The organism is Thermogemmatispora argillosa (assembly GCF_059696725.1).
Window position 1 is genome coordinate 2,991,497 of sequence record NZ_AP019377.1, and the last position, 24,366, is coordinate 3,015,862.

Consider the following 24,366-nt stretch of genomic DNA (forward strand, 5'->3'; position numbering starts at 1 on the left):
CTACCTGGCAAATAAAGCAGGGCAGCTCAATGCTCGGAACTGGTGCCAGCCGCGGCGTCGAAACTAAGCCCCCATGATATGGTAGCCGGCGTCCACAAAAAGCACCTCGCCCGTAATAGCGCGCGCCAGAGGACTGCAAAGGAAGAGCGCAGCATCGCCAATCTCGCTCTGCTCAATATTGCGGCGCAGAGGAGCCACCTCCGTCATGTGGTCGCGCATCGTCGTAAAGCCAGGAACCCCGCGAGCCGCCAGAGTATTCACGGGTCCTGGCGAGACGGCATTGACACGAATATTATAGGCGCCAAGCTCATAGGCCAAATAGCGTACGCTGCACTCCAGAGCCGCTTTCGCCACAGCCATCACATTATACTTGGGCATCACTCGCTCGCTGGCAATATAGGTAGCTGTCAGAATGCTGCCCCCACCCCGCGCCTGCATCAAAGGAACCGCGCGGCGAGCCATAGCCACCAGCGAATAGGCACTGATATCCAGCGCTGTCAGGAAACCCTGGCGGCTTGTCTGCCAAAAAGGATTTTCCATATCCTCTTTCGGGGCAAAAGCGACCGAATGGATCAAGATGTCGAGGCCACCATCAAAGACCTCGGCGGCCTTGGCAAAAGCGGCATCGAGCTGCTCATCGCTCTGGACATCGCAAGGAATTAGAGGCGTACCAGGTATCTTATCGGCCAGCTCGCGCACAAACTTTTCCATGCGCTCTTGATAGGTGAGGGCGAGCCGCGCCCCCTCGTTAGCCAGAGCCTGAGCGATGGCCCAGGCGATCGACCGATGATTAGCCACACCGAAAATAAGAGCGTTCTTTCCTTCCAGGAGAGGCATAGAGTTTTACTCCTTCCTTTGTGGATAAGGGACTCAACGTTACAGGCTGAGAAAAGGATAATAGCGACAACAAAGAGAAGATCCCTTCAAGCAGAAGAAGCCTGCTCGATAGGGTAGCCAGAGAGTAGCCAGCCATGCATACCAGAGGCCAGATTATAGACCTGCTGGAAACCAAGAAGAGAGGCGATCTCTGCGGCGAGAGCGCTGCGCTGACCAACAGCGCAGACGAAGATCACCTTCTCCGAAGGGGAAAGCTGCAATTCCCGCAGGGCCTGGCCAAAGGCGTAGATACCACTGAGGGGAAGAAGCGTGGCGCCGGGGATATGGCCCTGTTGCCATTCACTAGGCCAGCGCACATCGATAACGCGGGCGCCGCTTGCCATCAGCTCTTTGGCCTCAGCAGGGCCTATCGTCTGATAGGGCTGAGGGGCCGCCGTTGCATACTCGTCAGCGGGCATTGTATTGCTCCTTATTACGCTGGTTAGCTTCGTACTGCTCCAGCCAGATCTGACCCAGCATTGTCTGACTAATCATATACTCATCTCCCACAAAAGTCATTGTCAGCAGCCCCTGATCCTCCATCTCGCGGAAATCATCCGTCACCAAGAAATACCTGCGCAGCATGCGAGAGAGATCGCTTTCTGGTAGATACTTCCAGATGCGCAGCTCGCGCAGGACGGCGGCATACTTCTCACTGCTATCGTCGATAGCCCGCATACTGCTTGCTCCTTCCTGCTGGCTGGGCGTTCCTCGCCTGAAAGAGGAACGCGAACCGACGCGATGTGTCCACTCACCACTACGAGCGAAGAGCAGTCGACGTTGCAGGATGGTAGAGCGATCTGCTTACTACGAGGAGAGTGTAGCAAATGCGGGGGCGAGCCGCAAGCCTCGACGATGAGAAGCAACTATGCTATAAAAAAACAGCATAGCGAGCCTCACTCACAGCCCTTACAAGGAGAAGCAATCCATGCAACCTGAATCAGCGCAGCCTCCCATCCGAGCAAATGCCGTCATTCGCAACATCAAGCAACTGGTAACGGTTGCCCAGCAGCCCATTGCGGGAGCCAGCGGAGTGCTTCAGGTGCTCGACAAAGCGGCGCTGGCAGTCTATCACGGTAGAATTGTCTGGATCGGAAGAGACGATGAGGCCGAGCCATTATTTCTCTCAACGCGGCAGGATGGCATTGCCATTGTAGATGCCCAAGGAGCTGTGATTACCCCTGGTTTTGTCGACTCGCATACCCACCTGGTTTTCGCCGGTCAGCGAGCCGAAGAATTTCACCTACGTCGGGCGGGGATCAGCTATGCTGAACTACTGGCCCAGGGCAAAGGGATCTTGACGACCGTAGAAGCAACCCGGCAAGCCGACGCCGAGACCCTGCTGACTCTCGCCCAGAAGCGGCTTCGCCTCATGCGAGATCATGGCACGACTACGGTAGAAATCAAAAGTGGCTATGGCCTGGACCGCGTCAACGAAGAGGCCTGCTTGCGTATTATCAACAACCTCAAAGCGCTTGAAGAAGGGGCGCCACCCTCCACGCTCCAACGCGTGCGCATCGTTCCCACCTTCCTGGCCGCGCATGTCTTGCCACGAGAATATCGCGAGCGCCGGGCTGACTACCTTGATCTGGTGGTCGAAGAGCTGCTCCCCTCCTTTGTGGGGCTGGCGCGTTTCTGTGATGTCTTCTGCGAAGCGGAGGCCTTCACGTTTGACGAATGTTACAAGATTCTAAGCCGGGCCAAGGAGCTGGGCTATCGTCTGAAGATCCATGCGGATCAGCTCAGTCCCTCGGGCGGAGCGCGCCTCGCGGCGGAGCTGGGAGCAACCTCCGCCGATCATTTGGATTATGCCAGCGATGAGGACCTTCAAGCGCTACGGGACGCCGGCGTCGTGGCGACGCTGTTACCTGGCTGCTCCTACACGCTGCGCAGCCCTTATCCCTCCGCGCGGCGTTTGCTGGATCTGGGCCTTACGGTGGCACTGGCTACCGACTGCAACCCCGGCACCTCCTATTGTGAGAATATGCAGATGATCATCGGGCTGGCGATGGCAGAGATGGGGATGTCTCTAGAGGAAGCGCTCACGGCGGCAACTATTAACGGGGCGAAAGCGTTGGCCTTGGAGGAAGAAATAGGGAGCATTGAGGTAGGCAAACGCTGCGAGCTTGCGCTTTGGCAACTTGAGGACTATCGTGAAATCGGCTATCATTTTGGCGTTAACCTGGTACAGTCGACTCTGACATTGGTCTAGGCTGTGCATTGATCTGGGCTTTTGCCGCGCCATAACGCGATGCCTGTGGGGCTGCTATGGGCAAGGGTTTTGTGAGCAGAGTTCAGACCTTACCCTTGCGTGTGGGAGTTGGGAGGCTCAGGCCGCGCCGTGTATCAGCAGCGGCAGTAGCAGATAACAGCCAGCCAGCCGGTCAAGAAGAGCGCTGCTCTCTGCATGTCCGCCGTTGACGAGGGCTAAAGCAGGCTTCTTCTACCCAGCGGCCTGGTGCGTAGGGAGCGGTACGGCTATGCGCCAACGCGTGTGGCTTCTTTCCGCCCGCTGTCTTCAGGCAGTGTTTCACGTGAAACACTGCCTGCTTTATCAAGAGTGACGACAGCATGGCCGCAGTGCAGTGCAGTGCAGTGGGGCCAGACGCGCCCTATCTGGCCATGACCATCACCGCACTGATCTAAGAGACCGTCTCGGCAACACACCACAAGACTCAGAGGTCAGCCTGACCCCTTTGCCTTTTCTCGCGCCCTTCTGCTACAATCCAAAGCAGGAGGCAAAGCAGCCAGAAAGGACTTCAGCGATGAAGAATCACTCAACTCAGCACCACCACCATCATCATCGAGCGAAGCTACAAAGCGCTCCCCTGGTTCTCGACGGCCAGGCCCTCACCCCTGCCGAAGTCGTAGCCGTTGCCCGTCACCTCGCCCCGGTACAACTTGGGGCAGAAGCCGAAATACGTATCCAGCAGGCGCGGGCCCTCATCGAACGCATTGTCGCAGAAGATCGCAAAGTCTATGGCGTCACCACCGGCTTCGGTCACCTCAGCCGTGTGCGCATCAGACATGAGCAAGTCCTGGACCTACAGCACAATCTACTACGCAGCCATGCCGCCGGCCTAGGGGAGCCACTGGATGAAGCCACCACCCGCGCCATGATGCTGCTGCTCGCCGCCAGTCTAGCCCGCGGTCACTCTGGGGTACGCATAGAAGTAGTGCGTCTCCTCATCGACCTGCTCAACGCTCAGCTGCATCCTATTGTTCCCTCGCGTGGCTCAGTAGGAGCGAGCGGTGATCTAGCGCCACTGGCCCATCTTGCCCTTGTCCTTATTGGAGAAGGAGAAGCCTGGTATCGCGGGCGACGCCTTCCAGGGGCCCAGGCCCTGGCCGAAGCTGGTCTACAGCCGCTGCGTCTGGAGGCGAAAGAGGGGCTGGCACTCATCAACGGCACCCATCTCATGGAAGCCTGCGCCATTCTGGCGCTGGAAGATGCCTGGACGCTACTGCACACCGCAGAAGTGGCTTGCGCCCTCAGTATAGAGGCATTGATGGGCAGCCATGTCCCCTTTGACGAGCGCATTCAGCGCGTGCGCAACCAGCGCGGGCAACAGCAGAGCGCTGAGCATCTGCGCCGTCTGCTGATCAACAGTGAAATCAAGCGCAGCCATGAGGACTGTCCGCGGGTGCAAGATCCTTACACATTGCGCTGCGCGCCCCAGGTCTTTGGGGCGATTCGCGATGCGCTGGATTACTGTGAGACAATCTTTGTACGTGAGCTGGGGGCTGTGACTGACAATCCTCTGGTTTTTCCCGAGGAGGGGGAAATACTTACGGGGGGGAATTTCCACGGTCAACCTCTAGCATTGGCGCTCGATGTTCTGGCCCTGGCACTGACTCAGCTTGCTAGTTTTGCCGAGCGGAGAATCTACCTGCTCATGGGGCCGCACGACTGGGATGACCAGGGGGCACCGCTCTTCTTGACGCCTGAACCAGGTCTCAATTCGGGCCTCATGCTGACCCAGTATGTGGCTGCGGCCCTGGTTAACGAGATGAAGGTCTTGGCGCATCCGGCAAGCATCGACTCGATTCCGACCTCGGCAGGAACGGAGGATTTCGTGAGTATGGGCGTGACGGCAGCTCATAAAGCGCGGCGCGTGCTGGCGCTGGCTCAGCAGGTGGTAGCGATTGAGCTGCTTTGTGGGGCTCAGCTTTTGGAGTTTCGTCGGCCCTTGCGCGCTGGCGAGGGAGTGGAGCGAGCTTTCGCGCTTGTAAGGGCCTACGTGCCAAAGCTTGAGCGCGATCGTCCCCCAGCTCCAGATATTGAACGGCTGACACGCGCGGTGCAGGAGGGGGTGTTTCTCCAGCTCTAGGCGAACCCAGGCAGACAGGAAGAGAGGCAGCCCGAGGGAGCTGACTGTGAGAGGCAAAGCGGTAAGCCACGAGAGCAGCGAGAAGGTCGCTGCCACTGTTTCACGTGAAACAACGCTGACCAACAAAGCCCCCTCCCGGAAAGAAAACGCCTGACAGATCGGATCGTTCTGGCGCTGATCACCATCTCAGCGCGCACGGCGCTGCCGCCCCAGCGGGAAGGGGCCGACGTATCGCTAAAAACCGCTCCCGGCCCTGGCCTCCCTTCCTGCTGAGGCAGCGGCATGCCAGAACTCCCTCTAAGGAGTACCGATCACTTCCCCGCCGTCCACAATCAAAACCTGTCCGGTGATAAAAGAAGCCGCGGGCGAGGCCAGAAACAAAGCTGCCGCGACTACGTCGTCCGCTTGCCCCCAGCGCCTGAGTGGAATGCGCTCGGCAACGCGTTCACGAAAGCCTGGCGAACGTGAGCGGGCCCAATCATTTTCAATCCAACCCGGCGCTATACAATTCACGCGGATGTGGGGCGCCAGCTCGCGTGCAAGACAGCGGCTCAAGGCGATCACGGCTCCTTTGGCCGTCGCATAGACCTGGCTCACAAAGCCGGGAGCCCCATCGAGGGCATGATTCCAGGCAATATTGAGAATACAACCGCCGCTTTTCATGAAAGGCAGAGCGGCGCGACAACAGCGCCAGGTCCCCAAAACATCGACCTGTAGCAGGCGCTCGAAACGCTCTTCTTCGCTGAGGCCACGCGTCTCCGTAGTATTGGCGCTGGCTCCAGCATTATTGATCCAGACATCAAAGCCACCAAGGGCCTCATGGGCCTGAGCAATCAACTGCTCAACCTGAACTGTTGAGCGCAAATCGGCCTGTAAAGCCAGGGCCTGACCACCCTGGTTCGTAATCTGGCTGACCAGCTCATGGGCGGCTGCTGCCGAATGCGCATAATGCACAACCACCCTGGCCCCCCGGGCGGCAAAAGCCAGAGCTAAAGCTCGGCCCAGTCCCCGCGCAGCCCCCGTGATGACAACGCTGCGTCCCTGAAACGGCTCCCCTTCGGGCATTGGCTCTGTCTCCCTTCCCATACTCAAAGCAGATGCTCTGCTTGCTTGCTAGTGAACGATAGCCACTGCCCGCCCCGCGAAGGGACAGAAGGGCAGGGCAGCGGTCGCTCCGCAATTGAGTGGCATAGCGATGAGAAGTCCATTATGACGGGCCATCTTCCTTCTTGTCTGCTTGCTATTCTACTCGCGTCTGGCGACTCCGGCTAGAGCAACATGGGAACCAGCGGCCTGGGTGACCAGCCAACCAACCTTACCACTTTCAGCAAGATCGCAAGGTGATGAGTAGCTTCAGCGAGGGGGGCGCTCTGCCGCTGGCCTGCTGGGATGGCGGTTGTCTGCGTCAACTGCATGTGTTATCCTGTCTGCAGAGCCGTTCCCAAGAGGAACAGAGACGCGGCGATCAGGGTCGATCGTTCGCTCAAGCCAGGCTGCGCCGTTGTGGCGCAAGGAAGGGAGTAAACAGCGGTGATTACTCATGGGACATCTGCCGATTCATCGCGGGCCAACAATCAGCGACAATCACGCCTATCCAGTCAGGAACAGCGGGCTATCATTCGGCGTCTGCGCCATGAACTACTGCTGCAATATCGGCCTGTCCTGCAACAGGGAGCAGGACCTATTCGCGTGATGGCGCGGATGGTTGCCGAGCTGGGCAGACGCTGCCGTGATCTCAATCTTGATGAAGAGATCATCGCCAGTGAAATCGTCGACCGCACCATTGGCGATGTCGATCTGCGGCGTGTAATAGAGTGCGAGGGTGAGCCTGGAGGTCCAGGTGACTACCGTATGCTCGCCGATGAGCTGGGCATCGCTCTCCCCGGTGAGCATCTCAACGGCTACACTGCCTCTGGCGAGGTCTATCGCTGGCTGCGTGACCAGATGCTCCACTATGAGCGCCTCCTCCTTGACCAGGGGATCGATCTCCGCATTTATGATATTGTTGGGATTGGCAATCCAGTGCTGCGCGATTGGCTCGCTGCTGACTGGCGGGAGCAATGGGGGCTGACTGTCAAGGGCGAGCAGGTCTATCTGAGCCTGGGCGCAATGGATGGGATCGATAAGACCTTGCGCGGCTTCCGCCAAATGTGCGATGAGCAGGGGATCACGGAGCGGGCGGTACTCTTCCCAGCTCCCGGTTTTGGCGTACCCGAGGCCCAGGCCAAAGCTTATGGCTATCGTCTGCACCGCGTCAGCACGAGACCAGAGCATCGCTTCAAGCTCACTGCAGAGGCACTCGAGCAGGCTCTGCAAGAGGCGCCCGATATCCGCCTGATCTATCTAACCGTGACGAATAATCCAACTACCTTTGCCTTGACTCCCCAGGAGCTGCGCGCTCTCCACACGGTCGTCAGGCGCCAGCGCGAGGCCGGGCGCCAGCTCTTCTTTTTGGCTGATCTGGCATACGTAGGTACCGGACGCCCGGAAGAGGATCGGGCCCGTATGGCGACTTTTGCCGAACCCGCTCATCTAGAACAGACGATCTTTGTCAGTAGCCTTTCAAAGACGCTTTCTCTTACCGGCGATCGCTTTGGCTGGGTAACCATCGGCGATGCTCGCCTCGCACCGGCCCTCGCCCCTGGATGGTCAAATAGTATGGCGTCACTCCCTGCCGAGTGGCAGCTACGCTTCATGGCCTACCTTCAGTTGTTGCGTGAAAGGCCATACCTGATCGAGAAGTTGCGAAATCTCTATCGCTTGCGCCGCCGTCGCCTTATCGCTCAGCTCCAACAGCTTGATCGAGAGCTACAACTCTTCGACCAGATCTATCTTGATGACGATGCGACGGTCTATAACTGGAGCAAGTTCCGTGAGGGAGAAGACGCCTTTTCGCTCTTTGAAAAAACCGGTATTGCAGGGGTGCCAGGCTCTGGTTTCGGCTATACTGATGAGTACGTCCGTTTCTCTGTGGGGGTCATCCCTGTGCCAGGTGAGGCGATCACGGGGGACTAGCTGAGATGGGCAAGGGCCACACAGGCCGGGCGAAGTGAGGGGGAACCCGGGGAAGAGAGTGCGCGTATGATAGGGGCCTTCTGCGTACTCTGGCCTTCTCCTCCCCGGGTAGGGGTGGGAAATCTGGAAGTCGCTCCCTATACGCGTGGGCAGCAGACTGACTTTGTACCTGTGCGGCTAGAAGCGGCAAGTGAGCGAGTGCCGCTGCAGTTGCTGCTTGACCCTCACTGCAACTGGTGATACTCTTTTAGCTGAGTGTGGGCGCCCGCGGGACGCCTCCGCGGCGCCGGAGCAGTGGCCGCGTGGATGCTGGTGCTGGCGTACAAGGTGCGGCAAGTGGGTTGACAAGAACGGAGTAGCAGTCGCCAGGTGTAGATCAATCAGAGATAGGGGCCGCCTGGCGTATGCCGCGCTGTGGCCAGACGGTAAGATGCGGCGGTCGTTCCTCGACGGAGAGGTGTGAGGGGGCAGACAAGATTCTGTCCAGCGCTTCCCTGTGTTTCACGTGAAACAGGAACATCCGGGGAGGGCATCTTGTCTCAGGATTGTGGAGGCGCTTTTCCTCCCGCTCCAGCGCTTCGCAGTCAGGCTATGACTGACTAGTAGCAGCAAGTAGCAAGAAGGAGAAACATCCGCATGGTTACACGAGTAGGCATCAACGGTTTTGGCCGTATCGGTCGGCAATCCTTCAAAGCGATGCTCGAACGCTATCCCCACGAATTAGAGGTCGTCGCTATCAACGATCTCACCGATACCTACACCAATGCCCACTTGCTCAAGTACGACTCCACCTATGGCCGCTTCCCTGGCCAGGTTGAGGCCACGCCCGAAGCGCTCATTGTGAATGGTCACACCATCAAAGTTCTTGCTCAGCGTGATCCCGCTCAGATTCCCTGGGGTGACCTGGGTGTTGATATCGTAATCGAGTCCACTGGTCTTTTCACCGATGCCGATAAGGCGAAAGCCCACTTACAGGGAGGAGCGAAAAAGGTAATTATCTCTGCTCCGGCCAAGGGCGAAGACATCACGATTGTGCTCGGGGTCAATGAGCACATGTATGACCCGGCCAAGCATCATATTATCTCTAACGCCTCCTGTACCACGAACTGCCTGGCCCCCGCCGCCAAGGTCCTCAATGATCGCTTCGGCATCGAGCATGGCCTGATGAATACGATCCACTCCTACACCAATGATCAGCGGATTCAGGATCTGGTCCACAAGGACCTGCGCCGTGCTCGCGCTGCCGCCCTCAATATTATTCCGACCACCACTGGAGCCGCTCGGGCTGTGGCGCTAGTGATCCCCGAGCTGAAGGGCCGCTTCGATGGCATGTCCCTCCGCGTACCTACTGCCACGGTCTCGGTCGTCGACTTTGTGGCGACGCTGCGCAAACCGGCAACGCGCGAGGAGGTGAATGAAGCGTATAAGGAGGCCGCAGCGGGCCCCTTGAAGGGCATTCTGGATTACACAGAGGAGCCACTGGTCTCGTCCGACTTCCGGGGTGATACCCATTCCGCCATTATCGATGGCCTCTCGACGATGGTGACCGGCGGTGGCCAGATGGTCAAAGTGATCGCCTGGTACGATAACGAATGGGGCTATTCGACGCGCGTGGCCGATCTCACCCACTTCGTGGCCGAGAAGGGCTGGTAAGCCAATAAATTCGAGAGCGCTCAGCCACAGGTACCAAGCGCTCATGGTCAGGGCGGGGTCTCTTCCCCGCCCATTGGATGGAGGGTGCACTGGCATGCATAAGAAGACGGTTCGTGATATCGAGGTGGAGGGCAAGCGGGTCCTGGTGCGTGTGGATTTCAATGTACCCCTCGATGAGGAGGGCCACATTACGGATGATACGCGCATTCGGGCCTCTCTGCCAACGATTCAGTATTTGCTTGACCACGGCGCGGCGGTCATCTTGATGTCCCATCTGGGCCGGCCCAAGGGAAAGGTGGTGGAGAAACTGCGGATGGCTCCGGTGGCTGTTCGCCTGAGCGAGCTGTTGCAGCGTCCTGTTCAACTAGCCCCCGATTGCATTGGCCCCCAGGTCGAGGAGCTGGCTCGTGCCCTGAAGCCGGGTCAAGTACTGCTGTTGGAGAATCTGCGCTTCCATGCTGAGGAGGAGCAAAACGATGCCGAGTTCGCACGCCGCCTGGCTGCGCTCGGCGATCTCTATGTCAACGACGCCTTCGGCACGGCTCACCGTGCTCATGCCTCCACTGAGGGGGTAGCTCACTATCTGCCGGCTGTCGCTGGCTTCCTGATGGAGAAGGAGCTGAATTTCCTCGGTGCGGCGCTGGAGCATCCCCGTCGTCCTTTTGTGGCGGTCATCGGGGGGGCGAAGGTTTCGGATAAAATCGCTGTGCTGGAACGCCTGCTGACGCTCGCTGATGCCTTGCTGATCGGCGGCGGTATGGCCAATACTTTCTTGAAGGCCGAGGGCTATGAGGTCGGCGCATCTCTGGTCGAGGATGGTAAGCTCGATGTGGCGCGCGATCTGCTGGCGCGCGCGCGTGAACGCCGATTGGAGTTGGTGCTACCGGTGGATGTGGTGATTGCCGACCGCTTCGCTCCTGATGCTCAGTGGCGCGTGGTGCCGCGCGATCAGGTGCTCTCAGATTGGCGCATTCTGGATATTGGGCCGGAGACTGTGGCGGCTTTCCGCCAGGTTCTGGAGAAGGCTCAGACGATTGTTTGGAATGGTACTCTTGGAGTAGCCGAGATGCCCGCCTTCGCTCGCGGGACCAACGCGGTGATTGAGATCCTGGCGGCTTGTACGGCCCGCGGCGCAACCACGGTCGTCGGTGGTGGCGATTCGGCTGCGGCAGTGGAGCAGGCCGGAGCTGCTGAGAAGATGACGCATGTGTCAACCGGCGGCGGCGCTTCGTTGGAGTTCCTCGAAGGGCGCGTACTGCCAGGTGTCGCGGCTCTGCAGGATCGCTGAGGGTGAGGTGATCTGTGATGTCTACTACCCCGGCGCGCACCGCGATTATCGCCGGTAATTGGAAGATGCACTATGGCCCGCGGATGGCCTCTAGCTTTGCCTTGGAGATCACGCCGGCTTTGGGCAAGTTGCTGAACGAGTATCCATATTTGCTCTGCATTCTCTGCCCACCTGCGATTTCGCTCTCGGCTGTCCGCGAGGTGCTCGATGCTCTGCTCTTCGAACGGATTGAGCTTGGCGCTCAAAATATGCATTTCGAAGAAAAAGGGGCTTTCACAGGCGAGATTTCGCCGCTCATGGTCCGTGAGCTGTGTACAACGGTGATTCTAGGCCACTCCGAGCGGCGTACCTATTTCGGCGAGAGCGATGAGCTGGTGAATCGTAAGGCGCAGGCCGCTCTCAGTCATGGCTTGCGTCCGATTGTATGCGTGGGCGAACGGCTGGAGGAGCATGAGGCCGGAAAAACGGAGGCGGTGATCCGCGCTCAGGTCCAGGGCAGTCTGGCAAATTTCCGCGGAGAGCGCGCCTGTGATGTGGTGATCGCCTATGAACCGGTATGGGCGATTGGCACGGGCAAGGCCTGCCCTGGTGAGGATGCCCAGCGCACGATTCGTCTGATTCGCGAGCTGTATGCTGATATGTATGGCAGCGAGACTGCCAGCGCTGTGCGCATTCTCTATGGCGGCAGTGTCACCTCTGCCAATATCGCCGAGTACGTCTCTCAAGCCGATATCGATGGGGCGCTCGTCGGTGGCGCCAGTCTGAAGGCCGACTTTGTAGAGATTGTGCGCAAGAGCATCGAGGTGCTCAAGCGGGCTTGAAGCTCCCTGGGGTGGCCCCTGACGAGCTGGCCTGCTCTCTGCCTCACTCTCTGAATAGAGAAGGCTCCTCTCTCAAGTTCCTCGCTCCCTGACCGGCCAGGCTCTGGAGCAAAGAGGAGCCTTCTGCTCTCTCCTTGGGCCTTCTGCCTCAACAAGACTGCTCTCCAGTTCGCTCTGTAAAACCGGTGGCGCTCTGCTGGACTGTCAAAGTACTGTTACAGTCCCACTGTTGCATTGATGCGCTGGTGCTGCCAGTTCCTACTTAGACGGAAGGAGAGATACTTTGTTGATCGAGCCATTTGAGCAAGAAGATTTTCTGGCTTTTCTCCTGGAGGCAAAACGTCATACCTACGCTGCATTAGGAGACGCGGCCTCGGTCAGACCGTTGCTACCCGGTTCCCAGCAGTTGGAGTGGCACAATGGGGCCTGGCACTATCGCGATATCTACTTTGGTATGGCCTTCTTTGTTGGCCAAGAGGTCGTTTCCTGGCGCGGACAACCGGTTTGGTCAATGGCCTATGCCGGCGGTGTGATGGGGGAGCTGGCTGACCAGGAGGATCAGGTCGCCCAAGTCTACGTCTTTTTACGTCGCGCGCTGCGGCAGGTATCAGCGGAGCTGCCGTTTCGTGGCCCTGCTTGCTGGGAAGAGAAGGAGTGGCGCTATGTGAACCAGGTAGAGGGTCACTTGCAGATGTTTCAGGGAGCAGAGGAGATAGCTAAGGCTGGAACGGTACTGTATCGCCTGCGTTACTGTGGGGGCTTTTTGCGCTAGATGAGAGGCTGATGAGCTGGCTCACGAAGCCAGGCTCGCGGGCGGACGAGCGGGGCCAACCAGGCCAGGCTGGTGGGAGATAACTGCTGCCGCAGGCTCCCTTTGCTGGTTCAGCCTCGCTCGTCTCTGATCGGGCTGCGATGGACTACCGGCTTAGCCGGCAGCGGGACCGGCCTCCAGACCTGGCTGGGTCATGCGCTCCGGGTCCAGAATGCGGGCTAGCTCCTCCTCGCTCAGCTGTGTACGCTCGCGAGCCACTTCGCGCACGGTGCGCCCCGTACGGTGGGCCTCCTTAGCAATCTCCGCCGCAGCGTCGTAGCCGATAATGGGGGCCAGCGCCGTGCAAATCGCCAGACCACGCTCAACCATCTCCGGCCCCTTCTCGGTGGCTTTGATGCCGCGCAGGCACTGCTCAGTGAAGTTACGTACCGCCGCGCTGAGCAGGCTGATCGACTGCAGCAGGTTATAGGCCGTCACGGGCATCATCACGTTGATCTCGAAGTTGCCCGACTGACCAGCGATGGTGATCGTAGTGTGGTTGCCCATAACCTGAGCGCAGACCATACACAGCGACTCGGCGATGACCGGGTTAACTTTGCCGGGCATGATCGAGCTGCCAGGTTGGACGGCGGGCAGCTCGATTTCTCCGAAACCAGCGCGGGGACCCGACCCCATCCAGCGGATATCGTTGGCAATCTTCATCAGGCTGACCGCCAAAGTATTGAGGGCGCCGCTGGCTTCTACGGCGTTATCGAGCGTGCTCTGTGCCTGGAAATGGTTGCTGGTCTCGCGCACGGTCACCCCATTCATCTCCGAAAGGCGTCGACAGACACGGGCGGCAAACTCGGGATGGGTGTTGACACCTGTACCGACCGCGGTGCCGCCAAGGGCGACCTCAGAGAGTTCATTTTCGGCGTGGCGCAGGCGAGCGATACCCCGTTCGATCTGGCCAGCGTAGCCAAGAAATTCCTGCCCCAAACGGATAGGCGTAGCGTCCTGCAGATGGGTCCGTCCTGTCTTGATAATGGGCCAGAAGGCTTCTGCTTTCTCTTGCAGTACGCGCTGCATCTCCTCCAGGACGGGAATCAGCTCCTTGTCGATGCTCACCAGGGCCGAGAGGTGAATGGCCGTGGGGATGACATCGTTGGAGGACTGGCCAAAGTTCACGTGGTCATTGGGATGAACCAGTCGCGAGCCACGTGCTCCGCCGAGTAGCTCGCTGGCCCGATTGGCAATGACCTCGTTGGCGTTCATGTTTGTCGAGGTACCCGAGCCGGTCTGGAAGATATCGACAACAAAGTGCTCGTCAAGCTTGCCGTCGATGACCTCTTGGGCTGCTTGGACAATGGCCGTGGCTATGCGCTCATCAAGCAGACCCAGCTCAGCGTTGGTCTGAGCCGCTGCCTGCTTGATCTGGCCAAGAGCACGGATAAAGGCACGCGGAAAGCGAAGGTTGCTAATGGGAAAGTTGAGAACGGCGCGCTGAGTACTGGCTCCGTAATAGGCGTTCGCTGGGACGCGCATCTCACCCATAGAGTCACGTTCAATGCGCGTTTCTTCTGCCAGGCTGCTCACAGCATCCTCCTCGATGGTATCCTGGTCGTTCTCTTTGCTTGGCTAGCCAGGGCCGCAGTGCAAGTGCGCTGCAGGGCACGGGCGCGCCCCCGTTGACCCGCTGACCATCGTTCGCTTTCGAACTCAGGCCGGCATGGCCGCTGGCTGCTGTCTGCCCCATTATATCACTGCGCTGGAACGCGTCAGCCGTCTTTGGCTGGCGACCGGTCGGCAAGCCAGGGCTGCCTTTGGATCTGGCGTGGTCGGAGGCTCTTCGCTATAATGTAGTCTGAGGGCTGCAAAGCACGGATCGATTCTTTCTGTAGGATGCTCACGAGATATGTTACTTGAGGTCGAAATACAGAAGATGCTTGTCGATGGTAGCGAGTGGGGTGCGTGGAAGGGCTACCAGCTACCGTTAAGCGATGAGTATGTCTCGGTTTGGACGCCAGTCGGTACGCCGATGCATTGGCGGCCAGGCACCTGGATCTTAGAGCGGCATTCGCTAACGTACTTCTGGCCTCATGCCTGGTATACCATTCACATTGGCTATGACCATCAGGATGGTCACTTTGTGAGCGGCTACTGCGATGTCGTGCTGCCGACCGATCCCTATACAAGTACCTCCCAACGGCTCATCTACGTGGATCTCTACGTTGATGTGGTCATCCGCGAAGATTTCAGCGTCTATACCAAGGATCAGGAGGTCTTCGAACGGGCTGCGCAGCGCTATCCGCTGGTTGAGCAGGTGCGACAGCGCTCCTTCGAGGTGTTGGCCTGGCTGGAAGAACAGGCCAGGCAATGGAGCGGCCCTTTTGCAGTGATCCCTCGTCGGTTACCGCTGGTGGACTGGGAGCGCTTGAGTGTTGAGGAGATGCGGGCGGCGTGGCGCGCGGCTCTGCTCTAGTAGAGCGCGTTAGGTGCCTACCAGATCAGCTACGCGAGAGGGTCGATGATGGCTTTTCTTTGGTTTACGAGAAGGAGGGTGGCTGCGGGTGCTCCCCGATGAATTGCGCCAGGCTTTGTTAGCACATGGTATCAGTGCCTGCGATGAGGTGACCTTACGGCAGACGCTGGAAACGTACGTTCCAACCTATACGTTGATCCGTTTGGCTCCCTGGCCAGCACGCCGCTGGAAATGTCATTACCGTCTTTTGATGCGAGATCAGATCTATGATGCTCAAAGTGTGGCTGAGGCGTATGCTCGCGGCTTACTGGCAGTACTTGAAGGTCGCTATCAGCCGGAGCCAGAGGCTCAGCAACCCTTGGTAGCACAAGACGAGTAAATTAACGCTGTTACAGCAAAAAGGAGGTACCGCTGCTGGGGGGCTGGAACGATGATGTGCGGGGTCATTTGGGGGAGAGATGAGCCTAAAGGGCTAGTGAACGCTCAGAACACTGTTCCCTGGCCGGGCTTTCATCGTTTAAAAACAGTGAAGGCGCTTGGCCACTAGTCTACCTTGCTCTGGCTATGCGTGCTGACCGCCAAAGGCTCAATTGATGGAGCCTTATTATACTGGCGATAGAGGCCGTAGTATGAGACCTGGGCCTACTTTCGCTGCTGAGCTGTCTGAGGCGGCGAAAGGTCACGGGCGGCCCACAGAGCTGGGGACAAAGGCCAGACTTCTGGTGCTGGCTCTTGGACGTCCGGTGAATGGCTGGGGCGAACCGGCCTTGACTGGTTTGCTGGACCGGCCAGGCGTGTCTGACTGACTGATTGGAGAAAGGGGTGTTCTGCTCTATGCAGCGCACAATGTGCAAGTCAAAGATTCATCGCGCTACGGTCACAATGGCCGATCTCAACTATGTTGGAAGCATCACTATTGATCAGAACCTGTTAGAGGCTGCAAACATTTATCCATATGAAAAGGTACAAGTTGTCAATGTAACCAACGGCTCACGGCTGGAGACCTATGCTATTCCTGGTGAGCGTGGCTCGGGGGTCATCTGCCTGAACGGTGCGGCTGCTCGTCTGAATGCTGTCGGCGATATTGTGATTATTATGAGCTATGCGCTCTTTACAGAAGAGGAAATTCGCTCGTTGAAGCCGCGCATTGTTCTGGTCAATGAGCAGAACCAGATCACCGAGCTGCGCGAGGTTCCCCTGATCGAGCTGCTGCCCGAAGCAACGGCGGAAGAGACCTACGTCGAGGCCGCTCGCTAAGCGTAGTGCAGTAATTCATGCCATGTAACCGCCCGGTTACATGAATTACTGCTTCCTCAGCGTCTATCAAACGTTTGTAAGGTTGCCCCTGCTACCATTTCCTTCTCTTCCTATCCTTGTCGTCTCCTGGACCTCCCTGCCTGCCGACTACGTGCTCTTGCCCAGCTTGCAAGCGGTCTTATTGTCCTGACGAGGCTGAGGGGTCGCGTCCATTGCAACATCGGCTGCGACGTGCTATAGTAGGTCCATGCAGATCACCGCAATAGAGCCACTGGCGAATAAAAGCGAACAGGTAAACCTCTTTGTCGATGGCCACCATCTGCTCACGGTTAGCGCGCTGGTCGTGGAGCGGTTGGGTCTGGCTGTCGGCCAGGAGCTGAGCGCTGAGCAGCTCACCCGGCTCCAACGCGAGGCCGCCTTACAGCAGGCTCTTGATCGAGCCTTGAACTATCTGTCTTTTCGCCCGCGCAGTCGCCAGGAGGTTCATCAGTACCTGCGGCGGCGAGGCACAGCGCCAGATCTGATAGAAGCGGTCCTAGCGCGGCTCACTGAGCTAAAGCTAGTTGACGATCGGGCCTTTGCTACGTTCTGGGTAGAGTCGCGCGAGCGCTTCCATCCAGAGGGCGCCCAGGCTCTACGGAGCGAGCTGCGAGCGCGCGGGGTAGCGCCTGAAATTGCCGCGGAGGTGGTAAGCCAGGAGCGCGATGAGGAGCGGGCCTTGCGCGCCGGACGCAAGAAAGTACAGGCGCTCTTGCGTGGTAAGGCGGCGAAAAACTATGACGCCTTTCGTAACCAGCTAGGGGCTTTTCTCCTACGCCGTGGCTTTAGCTACGAGACGGCCAAGCGGGTCGTTCGCCAACTCTGGCATGAGAGCCGCGCCGGTGCCGCTGATGCTGATCCCGCCGATGAACCTATGGAGTAGTAGAGGCTCTAGCTGTTGGAGAGGCTGGTGTGCTCCCCGTCGCCGAGCTAGAGCCTGAGCCGCTTGACGATGGAAGCTGGACGTTCGGCAGATTGGTGGGGTTCACCGGGATAATCTGGATGCGCTGGGGGTCATCAGGCAGCATATCGTTGCCGCTGCCTGTCAGATGGATCGCGACCGAGGTCGGATCGACGCCCGGCAACTTCTGCAAATAGGTACGTGCCTGGCCGACCTTCAAGCCTTTAATATGGCTCTTCATGCTCTCCAGCTCATCTTGAGAGAAGATATATTGGGCTAAGGCGGCGGCGGGTACCTTCAGCGTTGCTGTTCCCTGGTTATCAACATTTTGCACGCTGACTTTGCCAATCTGCGTAGTCTTTAACTGAGCGTGAGCGCCCAGTTGCCGCTGAGCCTGCTGCCCCAGCATCTGCAGCACGAGCGAGCGGACATCTCCCAGCAGAAAGTACTCAACGCTGCCCTGTTCGGTCAGCGTGACAGTCACCGTACTACTCTCGACCCCGATGGGCGGATCGGTCTTCTCATCCACATCTGAAAAGATGAAATCCCCCACTTGCTGAGCATTTTGCTGATGGAGCTGACGTTGCAGATCTTGGGTGATCTGATTGACTAGAATCTGCTTGGCCTGATTAGCCAGCCTGATCTGGTCAACGATATCGACCGATTGCTTGCAGTCAAGGATTAGCAATGTGCACTTGCGGCCCGTGGTTGCTCCTTGCTGGGACAGCGTCTTACTCTCGCTGAGCACCCTGGCCGGGATGACCTTGTTTGTTACGTCGACCTGCTTGACCTTGAGACTGGCAGTGATCGTCAAGACCTGGGAAAGCGCCGCCGTGCGGGGAGTGATGTTGATGGCAGCGCTAGAGAGGCCTGGCGCCTCGATAAAGAGCAGGCCGCCAATCAGCAGCAGCACCAGCGCAATAGTGACAAAGATCAGAGCAAGCAAGGGATTCTTACGCCGGCGTGAAGGGCGCCCGCCGTAGCCTCCGGGACCACCAGCGCCACCAGGGCCGCCGGGACCCCCCATATCGCGCCCCAGCTCCATTGTAGGTGCGTCATAGTCTTCTCGCGCAAAGCCTCCTTGCCCCGAGAGGGAGAGAGACGGGCGAGCGGCGGACCGGAACGAGGGTCGCGCTGAAGGAGTATAGGGAGACTGCTCTGAGGCATCTTCTGAACGCTGCAAGGTCATCACCTCGGAAGGAGTGTGGCCCGGCGAGGCCGGTGGCTGGGAGGCAGCTCGTTGAGCTGCCGCTGCATGCTGATAGGGGCCAGAGCCGGCCCCGAACTGAGGCGCGGCTCGCTGAACAGCCTGGATGCGCTCTCTCGCCTGCTCGCTCCCTCTGACCGCCTGATAGGCTTGCTCAAAGGCTGACAGCAGCTCTTCCGCGCTGTTGAAGCGCTCTTCCGGGCGTGCAGCAGTCGCGCGTCGCACAACGGAGGCCAGCGGCTCGGGGAGACGGTTGTCCGCCTGCTCCTCAGAAGGCAGCCGGCCTGTGAGCATCTGGTACAGAATGACCCCGAGAGAATAGATATCGTTACTGACAGAAGCAACCCCCTGCAGACGCTCAGGGGCCATGTAGGCCAGAGTGCCGATCTCTTTGCCAGGCAGCGTCAAAGGCGCATCGGCGTGCTGTCCCTGAATAGTCGCAATGCCAAAATCAATGAGACGCACGTAAACCTTGCCATCATTGTTGCGATCGAGCAGCACGTTGCTCGGCTTCAGATCGCGGTGAATGACCCCCCGGCGATGGATGTAGGCGACAGCTTGCACCAGCGCGGTGAAGAGCGTGTAGACCTCGGCTAGAGGAAGTGGGCCGCGCTGGAGGCGCTGAGCCAGGGTCCCACCCTCGATGTAGGGAGTTACAAAGAACAGTCGTCCCTGCTCCTCGCCAAACTCGATCAGCGGGAGAATATGCTCATGCTTCAAGTGGGCATTGACCTCGGCCTCGCGTAGAAACCGCTGGCGGGCGACCGGATCATGCACCAGATCCGAGCGCATGATCTTGATGGCTACCTCGCGACCAAAGGCCGTGCGCTGGCGAGCAAGGTACACCTCGCCCATGCCGCCCACGTCAATGCGACGCACCAGCTCATAGTTGCCAAAGCGCCGCCGATTGGTGTTGCTTGGCTGGCTCCTCGGAGCGTTATTCTCTGGCTCTGGTACAGGAAGACCAAGTTGCTCCCTCATCTCCCACTCCCCTGGCCGCTGCCCTCTGCCCAAGGACAGAGAGACGCGCATCCAAGCTGAAAGACAAACAGAACCGCACCAGCATCGCAGGACGGGGCAGGACATCGCGTACCATCAAGATGGCGGCGATGCCTGCCTCTGCCGGTATTATACCCCGACGGCTGCCGCTCGCCCACTGGAAGAAACTGTCACTCCGGCTGGCTCTGACATCGTCTCCTCCTGATGATGATCACGCAGCCAACGCACGATCAGGATGAAGAGCACCAAAAAGATGATCGTCAGGAACATGATGAGCAGCTCGTCAAAGCCAAAGCTAATGAAGCCCAGGTTTAGCTGCCAGCGCGCAACCGTCGGCCCCACCGGTGCGGGCCAGGCTTCAAGCGAGCCGCAGGCGTTCCACAAAGCATGCTGTAAAACAGCATATATCCAGCAAGCGATGCCATAACGAAAGCGCCGCTCTTTGGTGTGGAACAGGTAGTACCAGCCCAAGGCTACCATGCCTGCGCCAAGGCCATGCAGAAGACCGGCCCCTGTGCGCACCAGGGCCACATGAGCCCAGTCGCTATAGCCCATGCTGATATAGCTGATTGTTTCGACCAGGTCAAAGCCGAGACCGGCGCTCATGCCCAGGATGAAAGCCTCAATACCGCTGGCGATGCGTCCGCTGAGTAAGGCCACTCCCAGTGGCTTGACGCTCTCCTCTATCAGCGGGGCCGCTACTATGGCCAGGATGAGGACAACAAAACGGGTCCTTGTCTGACAGGCAGGGCTTGAGGGATCGCTGAGACAGCTCAGGACTGCCCCCGAGCTAGCTTCCATCAGCAGGGAGGCCGATAGCTCAAGGAGCATGGCGACCAAGATGCCCATCGTTGCACCGCTGGTCAGAGCTAGCGTGAAGCGGCGCCAACTGGTAGACCAGCGTGCGCGGCGCAGCAAGCGCATGCCCAACGTCAGCAGGGTCAGGGCGGGAAAGATAGCCGCGAGAAAGATCAGGACAGTGGTCGCCGGCAAGAAGGAAACGGCCTGGTGTGTGGCCTGCAGGATTAGCCCAACCGCCAGGGTAACCAGGTAACAGGCCAGGAAGATCCAAAATGCCGGTAGCTTCAAGGTGCGGCTCGGCTGGCCCGTAATCGCCCGGATACTGTGATAGAGACAGAAACTGCCTCCGATCAGGCCTGCAAACGTATAGACGAAGAGCTGCACCGTCACAGGGTAAAAGGTGGAAGTTGAAGTCAGGCGTGACGACACCAGCGTCGCAATGGCGGCGAGGAAAAGCACCACCAGCCCGGCCAACAGAGAGAGCGCGGAGCAGATCAAGCCAGTGATGCCTAACGCCATCTGGTAATGATCACGCGGGCGTGGCGGGGCAGCGGTATAGCCGGGATGCCAGGGGGCAGGATAGCCCGGCCAGTATGGCCAGACTGGATAGCCCGGATAGGCTGAGTAGCCAGGGGGCCAGTAGCCTGGCCAGAGGGGGCCTCCGCCATAGGCAGGGCCAGGATAAGGAGACGGATAGCCAGGATACGAAGGATAGGCGGGCCTGCCTCCATAGGTTGGAAGAGCGCCAGGCCAATACCCCGGAGCCAGGGGAGGAACAGCCGGAGCGGAAGGTGGCAAGGACGAGGCCGCTGGCTGGGACCCGCTCGGCCCGGCTCCTTCACCGACACCGCCAGGACTGGCGTGCTCCTGATAGGTAAACTGCGCGAAGTCATTCAAGGCCGCTTCATGCTCACCCTTGTCCGGGGCGGGAGCTGGAGACCCTCCAGCAACGGCTGGCCCCCCAGTCTCCGGCGACCTGACCTCTCTGGCGGGCGGCGTTATCTCGTCCCCCGCCTGCCTATCCGGCTGCCGCTCCTCCCCGCATGCATTTTGCTCCGCCTGCTGAGGCGGCTTCTTCGGCTGAGTCGGCGTCTCCTCAGACGCTTGTGCAGCTTTCTCTTGTTCTGAACTCACTGTCAATATGCCTTTTTCCAGGAGCTTCTACTGTTGAACGATTGATTACGAGACTCATTCAAAGCATATGACAAATGGCGAAAAATGTGAAGAGCCAAAACCTGGTACTCTTGCCAGAAAGAAACGTATGGTTCCTTCGGGCTAGATACGGCCCTCTTCCTGAGCAAGCGTACTGAGCTGGTTACGGACCTCCCAAAGCTCGGGATAGAACACATCATGAATAGTACGTTCGAGAAGGGGCATAGGTGTGCCACCAGTGCCAACTGTTGCGGAGCCGATCATTCGCTCAGCGAGCTTGTAGTGGCGGAAGCGGAAGGTTTGCACCGCCTCATCGTAATCGATAAGCGCCTCGGCAAAAGCGTGCTGCAAGGGATAGCGCTCGGCGGAGAGATAGACATCGCGGAGCGAAATCCCGGAGGCGTCCAGCAGAGAGCGGAAATCGTCCCAGAGCAGCGGCGACAGGCGCAGCAGCTCGCGATAACCCGGCGAATCGCTGCCTGCGCCGCCGGCCAGCAGCTTACGAAAGGCGTGGAAATCCCAAGGGGACATCGTTTCAAGCATGCGCATATTCTCCAGTAGCAAGTACTGGATACGGATCACGCGCTGCAGCAAGCGCAGAGCCTCGCTCAGATTGGCATCACGTAGCAGGCGACTGATGCTGCGCAGCTCGAAGGCCGTTTCCTTCCACCACAGTTCGAAGACCTGATGAACGACCTGAAATTGCAGCTCATCGTGATGAGCCAGCTCCTCTTCTGGCTTCTGCAAAGACAACAGCTCATTCAGCCGCAGATAGCGAGCATAGACGCTCTCACCGCGCGCGGGGCGGCGCACCTCGACGTGTCCTGGAGCCTTACTCATCGCTGTACCTCCTTCGTTGGAAAGCTGGAAAGCCGGCATCAGTGCCGCCTTTCTCCTCCTCTCACACATGCTGGTCAGAAGAACACCACGTATATCATCATAAGGAAGCATACCATTTTCTGTGAAGGAGCGCTCTGCTCTCTTCCTTCAAGAGAGCCTGTGAGTAGGGCGGGGTGGGAGGCAGACGGGAGGGTGAAGAAAGGAAAACCTGGCTGGCGAAAGCGCTATGGTATAATCTTAGCGACATTGACAAGCCGACCAGAAAGGCTCGGGAACCACATGGAGCAGGCGGAACGTATTGCCATAGACGGACCGGCAGGAGCGGGCAAGAGCACGGTAGGAGAGCGCTTAGCGCGCTGTCTGGGCTATCTCTACATTGATACCGGGGCAATGTATCGGGCCTTAACCTGGCTGGCTCTCCAGCGTGGAATTGACCCCCGCGATGGGGCGGCTCTTGGAAGCCTGGCGCAGGAGGCCAGCATCATCATCAGTCATCCCCATATTAACGATGGACGTCAATACACCGTGACCATCGACGGCGAAGATGTCACCTGGGCGATTCGCAGCCCCGAGGTGACCCGCGCTGTCTCGCTGGTCTCTTCCCATCCCGAAGTGCGCCATGTCCTCATCGAGGCGCAGCGTGCCCTGGCCCGTCCTGGCCGCGTCGTGATGGTCGGGCGGGACATCGGGGCCGTCGTCTTGCCCGATGCCGAGCTGAAAATCTATCTGACGGCCAGCCTGGAAGAGCGCGGACGCCGACGCTATGCCGAGCTCCTGGAGCGCCTGGGAGAGAATCATCCGGCGCTGCCCTCCTTTGAAGAAGTGGTGGCCGATATTCGGCGCCGCGACGAGATCGATCGCGACAACATGCAGCCGGCGCCCGACGCCATTGTAATTAACACCGACCATCTCAGCGTAGCGCAAGTCCTGGAACGCATCTGTCACTTTCGGGGAAAGCGATGAAACAAGAAGTCAGCCTCTCCTCCGCCGGACAGGAGCAGCCGGAGAGCCGGCAACCGCTACCACGTCCGGCATCCAGTCGGCGCACAAAGGACCTCTATCAGCCATACGAGACTCCGACGCTGATCTATGAGATTCTGCGCATTCTGGCTGTTCTCTTACTGGCCGTGATCGCGCGCATGCGCCCGCGCGGTCGCCACCACATTCCGCGCCAGGGTCCCTACATCGTAGCGGCCAATCACCTGGCCTGGACCGATATTCCTCTCATCCCTATCTATCTGCCCCATAAGGTAGTCTACATGGCTAAGGAGGAAGTTTTTCAGGGCCGCTTGCGCTGGTTGGCGCGCTTCCTGGGTGCCTTCCCCGTGCGTCGCGGAGAAGGGGACCGCCAGGCGCTGCGGGCGGCGGAGGCTGTCCTGAAGGCCGGTCGTGTGCTAGTCATCTTCCCCGAGGGCACGCGCAGCCGCACGCGCACCCTGGCCCGCGCTCACGCCGGCCTGGGGATGATCGCCCTGCGCAGTGGCGTGCCGGTCTTGCCCGTGGCTATCTGGGGCAGTGAGGACCTCTTTAAAAAATTCCGCCCGGAGATCCATATTGTCTACGGGGAACCGCTCCTTTTTAAGCCACAAGGGCCAAAGATCACACGCGAGGAGATCGAAGAGGCCACGGAGCGCGTGATGCGCAGTATCGCTGCTCTGCTGCCGGCTTCCTACCGCGGCGTCTATGCCGAGACGCTCTCTGCTCAGTCGCAGGCGGAGGACGCCACCGCAGTTCACGGATCGGCGGCGCAGGATGAGCCAAGGCTCTGAGTGCCGCCGCTGGAATAGTCAGGCTTGCCGCCAGGGCGGCCGCTGATCCAGCAGCGGGCGAGCCTGGCTCCAGAAAGAAAGCCTCTGTTTCTGATCGCTGGCCGGTCCGCCAGCATTGATGTGGCGTTGCCAGGAGTTGATCAGAAGCAGAGGCTTCGTGTATGCCAAAAGTCGCAGGGGTCGG

Annotated in this window: 22 protein-coding genes; 14 read left to right on the forward strand and 8 right to left on the reverse strand. The window is 59.1% G+C overall.

Annotated features, from left to right (window positions below):
* Positions 1 to 63: 63 nt before the first annotated feature.
* The 3 genes from AC6H1L_RS11645 to AC6H1L_RS11655 all read right to left on the reverse strand — a co-directional run bounded on the left by AC6H1L_RS11645 (position 64) and on the right by AC6H1L_RS11655 (position 1,554).
* Entirely contained in the window at positions 64 to 837 is a 774-nt protein-coding gene (locus tag AC6H1L_RS11645; RefSeq protein WP_497597671.1) for an enoyl-ACP reductase FabI, read from the reverse strand.
* A gap of 86 nt (positions 838 to 923) precedes the next feature.
* The gene (locus AC6H1L_RS11650) at positions 924 to 1,295 is read right to left on the reverse strand and encodes a rhodanese-like domain-containing protein (RefSeq protein WP_497597672.1); all 372 of its coding nucleotides are present in this window, start codon (positions 1,293 to 1,295) and stop codon (positions 924 to 926) included.
* A complete protein-coding gene (locus AC6H1L_RS11655; RefSeq protein ID WP_497597673.1) occupies positions 1,285 to 1,554 on the reverse strand; it encodes a hypothetical protein in 270 nt (89 codons plus the stop codon). Before AC6H1L_RS11655 ends, AC6H1L_RS11650 begins: the two co-directional genes overlap by 11 nt.
* 250 nt (positions 1,555 to 1,804) lie before the next feature.
* On the opposite strand from AC6H1L_RS11655, the gene hutI reads away from it, so the two are divergent.
* Both hutI and hutH read left to right on the forward strand, forming a co-directional pair.
* Positions 1,805 to 3,088, forward strand: a complete 1,284-nt coding sequence (gene hutI / locus AC6H1L_RS11660; protein WP_497597674.1) for an imidazolonepropionase — start codon at positions 1,805 to 1,807, stop codon at positions 3,086 to 3,088.
* 553 nt (positions 3,089 to 3,641) lie between these two features.
* Positions 3,642 to 5,207 carry a histidine ammonia-lyase gene (hutH, locus tag AC6H1L_RS11665; protein ID WP_497597675.1) on the forward strand — a complete coding sequence of 522 codons (1,566 nt, stop codon included), beginning with the start codon at positions 3,642 to 3,644 and terminating at the stop codon, positions 5,205 to 5,207.
* Between the two features lie 297 nt (positions 5,208 to 5,504).
* Here hutH and AC6H1L_RS11670 read toward each other — a convergent pair whose 3' ends face one another.
* Positions 5,505 to 6,293: an SDR family NAD(P)-dependent oxidoreductase gene (locus AC6H1L_RS11670; RefSeq protein ID WP_497597676.1), complete on the reverse strand. Its 789-nt coding sequence runs from the start codon at positions 6,291 to 6,293 to the stop codon at positions 5,505 to 5,507.
* 444 nt (positions 6,294 to 6,737) lie between these two features.
* Here AC6H1L_RS11670 and AC6H1L_RS11675 point away from each other — a divergent pair, with 444 nt between their 5' ends.
* The 6 genes from AC6H1L_RS11675 to AC6H1L_RS11700 all read left to right on the forward strand — a co-directional run bounded on the left by AC6H1L_RS11675 (position 6,738) and on the right by AC6H1L_RS11700 (position 12,756).
* Positions 6,738 to 8,222: a pyridoxal phosphate-dependent aminotransferase gene (locus AC6H1L_RS11675; protein ID WP_497597677.1), complete on the forward strand. Its 1,485-nt coding sequence runs from the start codon at positions 6,738 to 6,740 to the stop codon at positions 8,220 to 8,222.
* Positions 8,223 to 8,288: 66 nt separating this feature from the next.
* Complete coding sequence (locus AC6H1L_RS11680; RefSeq protein WP_497597678.1) at positions 8,289 to 8,462, forward strand: hypothetical protein; 174 nt, start codon at positions 8,289 to 8,291, stop codon at positions 8,460 to 8,462.
* A gap of 396 nt (positions 8,463 to 8,858) precedes the next feature.
* Positions 8,859 to 9,875, forward strand: coding sequence for a type I glyceraldehyde-3-phosphate dehydrogenase (gene gap, locus AC6H1L_RS11685; RefSeq protein WP_497597679.1), 1,017 nt, complete (start codon positions 8,859 to 8,861; stop codon positions 9,873 to 9,875).
* 94 nt (positions 9,876 to 9,969) lie between these two features.
* The gene (locus AC6H1L_RS11690) at positions 9,970 to 11,163 is read left to right on the forward strand and encodes a phosphoglycerate kinase (protein ID WP_497597680.1); all 1,194 of its coding nucleotides are present in this window, start codon (positions 9,970 to 9,972) and stop codon (positions 11,161 to 11,163) included.
* Positions 11,164 to 11,180: 17 nt separating this feature from the next.
* Positions 11,181 to 11,984, forward strand: coding sequence for a triose-phosphate isomerase (gene tpiA / locus AC6H1L_RS11695; RefSeq protein WP_497597681.1), 804 nt, complete (start codon positions 11,181 to 11,183; stop codon positions 11,982 to 11,984).
* Positions 11,985 to 12,270: 286 nt separating this feature from the next.
* The gene (locus AC6H1L_RS11700) at positions 12,271 to 12,756 is read left to right on the forward strand and encodes a DUF5680 domain-containing protein (protein ID WP_497597682.1); all 486 of its coding nucleotides are present in this window, start codon (positions 12,271 to 12,273) and stop codon (positions 12,754 to 12,756) included.
* A gap of 153 nt (positions 12,757 to 12,909) precedes the next feature.
* Here the strand turns inward: AC6H1L_RS11700 and AC6H1L_RS11705 are convergent, their stop codons facing one another.
* Positions 12,910 to 14,322, reverse strand: a complete 1,413-nt coding sequence (locus tag AC6H1L_RS11705) for a class II fumarate hydratase (RefSeq protein ID WP_497601540.1) — start codon at positions 14,320 to 14,322, stop codon at positions 12,910 to 12,912.
* Positions 14,323 to 14,650: 328 nt separating this feature from the next.
* Between AC6H1L_RS11705 and AC6H1L_RS11710 the strand changes: the two genes are divergently transcribed.
* The 4 genes from AC6H1L_RS11710 to AC6H1L_RS11725 all read left to right on the forward strand — a co-directional run bounded on the left by AC6H1L_RS11710 (position 14,651) and on the right by AC6H1L_RS11725 (position 17,396).
* Positions 14,651 to 15,217: a DUF402 domain-containing protein gene (locus tag AC6H1L_RS11710; protein ID WP_497597683.1), complete on the forward strand. Its 567-nt coding sequence runs from the start codon at positions 14,651 to 14,653 to the stop codon at positions 15,215 to 15,217.
* An 88-nt stretch (positions 15,218 to 15,305) separates the two neighbouring features.
* Complete coding sequence (locus AC6H1L_RS11715) at positions 15,306 to 15,596, forward strand: hypothetical protein (protein WP_497597684.1); 291 nt, start codon at positions 15,306 to 15,308, stop codon at positions 15,594 to 15,596.
* 455 nt (positions 15,597 to 16,051) lie between these two features.
* Positions 16,052 to 16,474 carry an aspartate 1-decarboxylase gene (gene panD / locus AC6H1L_RS11720; protein WP_497597685.1) on the forward strand — a complete coding sequence of 141 codons (423 nt, stop codon included), beginning with the start codon at positions 16,052 to 16,054 and terminating at the stop codon, positions 16,472 to 16,474.
* 247 nt (positions 16,475 to 16,721) lie between these two features.
* Entirely contained in the window at positions 16,722 to 17,396 is a 675-nt protein-coding gene (locus AC6H1L_RS11725; RefSeq protein ID WP_497597686.1) for a regulatory protein RecX, read from the forward strand.
* Here AC6H1L_RS11725 and AC6H1L_RS11730 read toward each other — a convergent pair.
* From AC6H1L_RS11730 to AC6H1L_RS11740, 3 genes are all read right to left on the reverse strand, one after another.
* Positions 17,386 to 19,602, reverse strand: a complete 2,217-nt coding sequence (locus AC6H1L_RS11730) for a serine/threonine-protein kinase (RefSeq protein ID WP_497597687.1) — start codon at positions 19,600 to 19,602, stop codon at positions 17,386 to 17,388. The genes AC6H1L_RS11725 and AC6H1L_RS11730 overlap by 11 nt on opposite strands.
* 147 nt (positions 19,603 to 19,749) lie before the next feature.
* Positions 19,750 to 21,318 carry a PrsW family glutamic-type intramembrane protease gene (locus AC6H1L_RS11735; protein ID WP_497597688.1) on the reverse strand — a complete coding sequence of 523 codons (1,569 nt, stop codon included), beginning with the start codon at positions 21,316 to 21,318 and terminating at the stop codon, positions 19,750 to 19,752.
* Positions 21,319 to 21,696: 378 nt separating this feature from the next.
* Positions 21,697 to 22,413: a tryptophan 2,3-dioxygenase family protein gene (locus tag AC6H1L_RS11740; RefSeq protein ID WP_497597689.1), complete on the reverse strand. Its 717-nt coding sequence runs from the start codon at positions 22,411 to 22,413 to the stop codon at positions 21,697 to 21,699.
* 279 nt (positions 22,414 to 22,692) lie between these two features.
* Here AC6H1L_RS11740 and cmk point away from each other — a divergent pair, with 279 nt between their 5' ends.
* Both cmk and AC6H1L_RS11750 read left to right on the forward strand, forming a co-directional pair.
* Positions 22,693 to 23,376, forward strand: coding sequence for a (d)CMP kinase (gene cmk / locus AC6H1L_RS11745; RefSeq protein WP_497597690.1), 684 nt, complete (start codon positions 22,693 to 22,695; stop codon positions 23,374 to 23,376).
* On the forward strand, positions 23,373 to 24,182 hold the full coding sequence (locus tag AC6H1L_RS11750) for a lysophospholipid acyltransferase family protein (RefSeq protein ID WP_497597691.1): 810 nt from the start codon (positions 23,373 to 23,375) through the stop codon (positions 24,180 to 24,182). The genes cmk and AC6H1L_RS11750 overlap by 4 nt, the downstream gene beginning before the upstream one ends.
* Positions 24,183 to 24,366 lie beyond the last annotated feature (184 nt).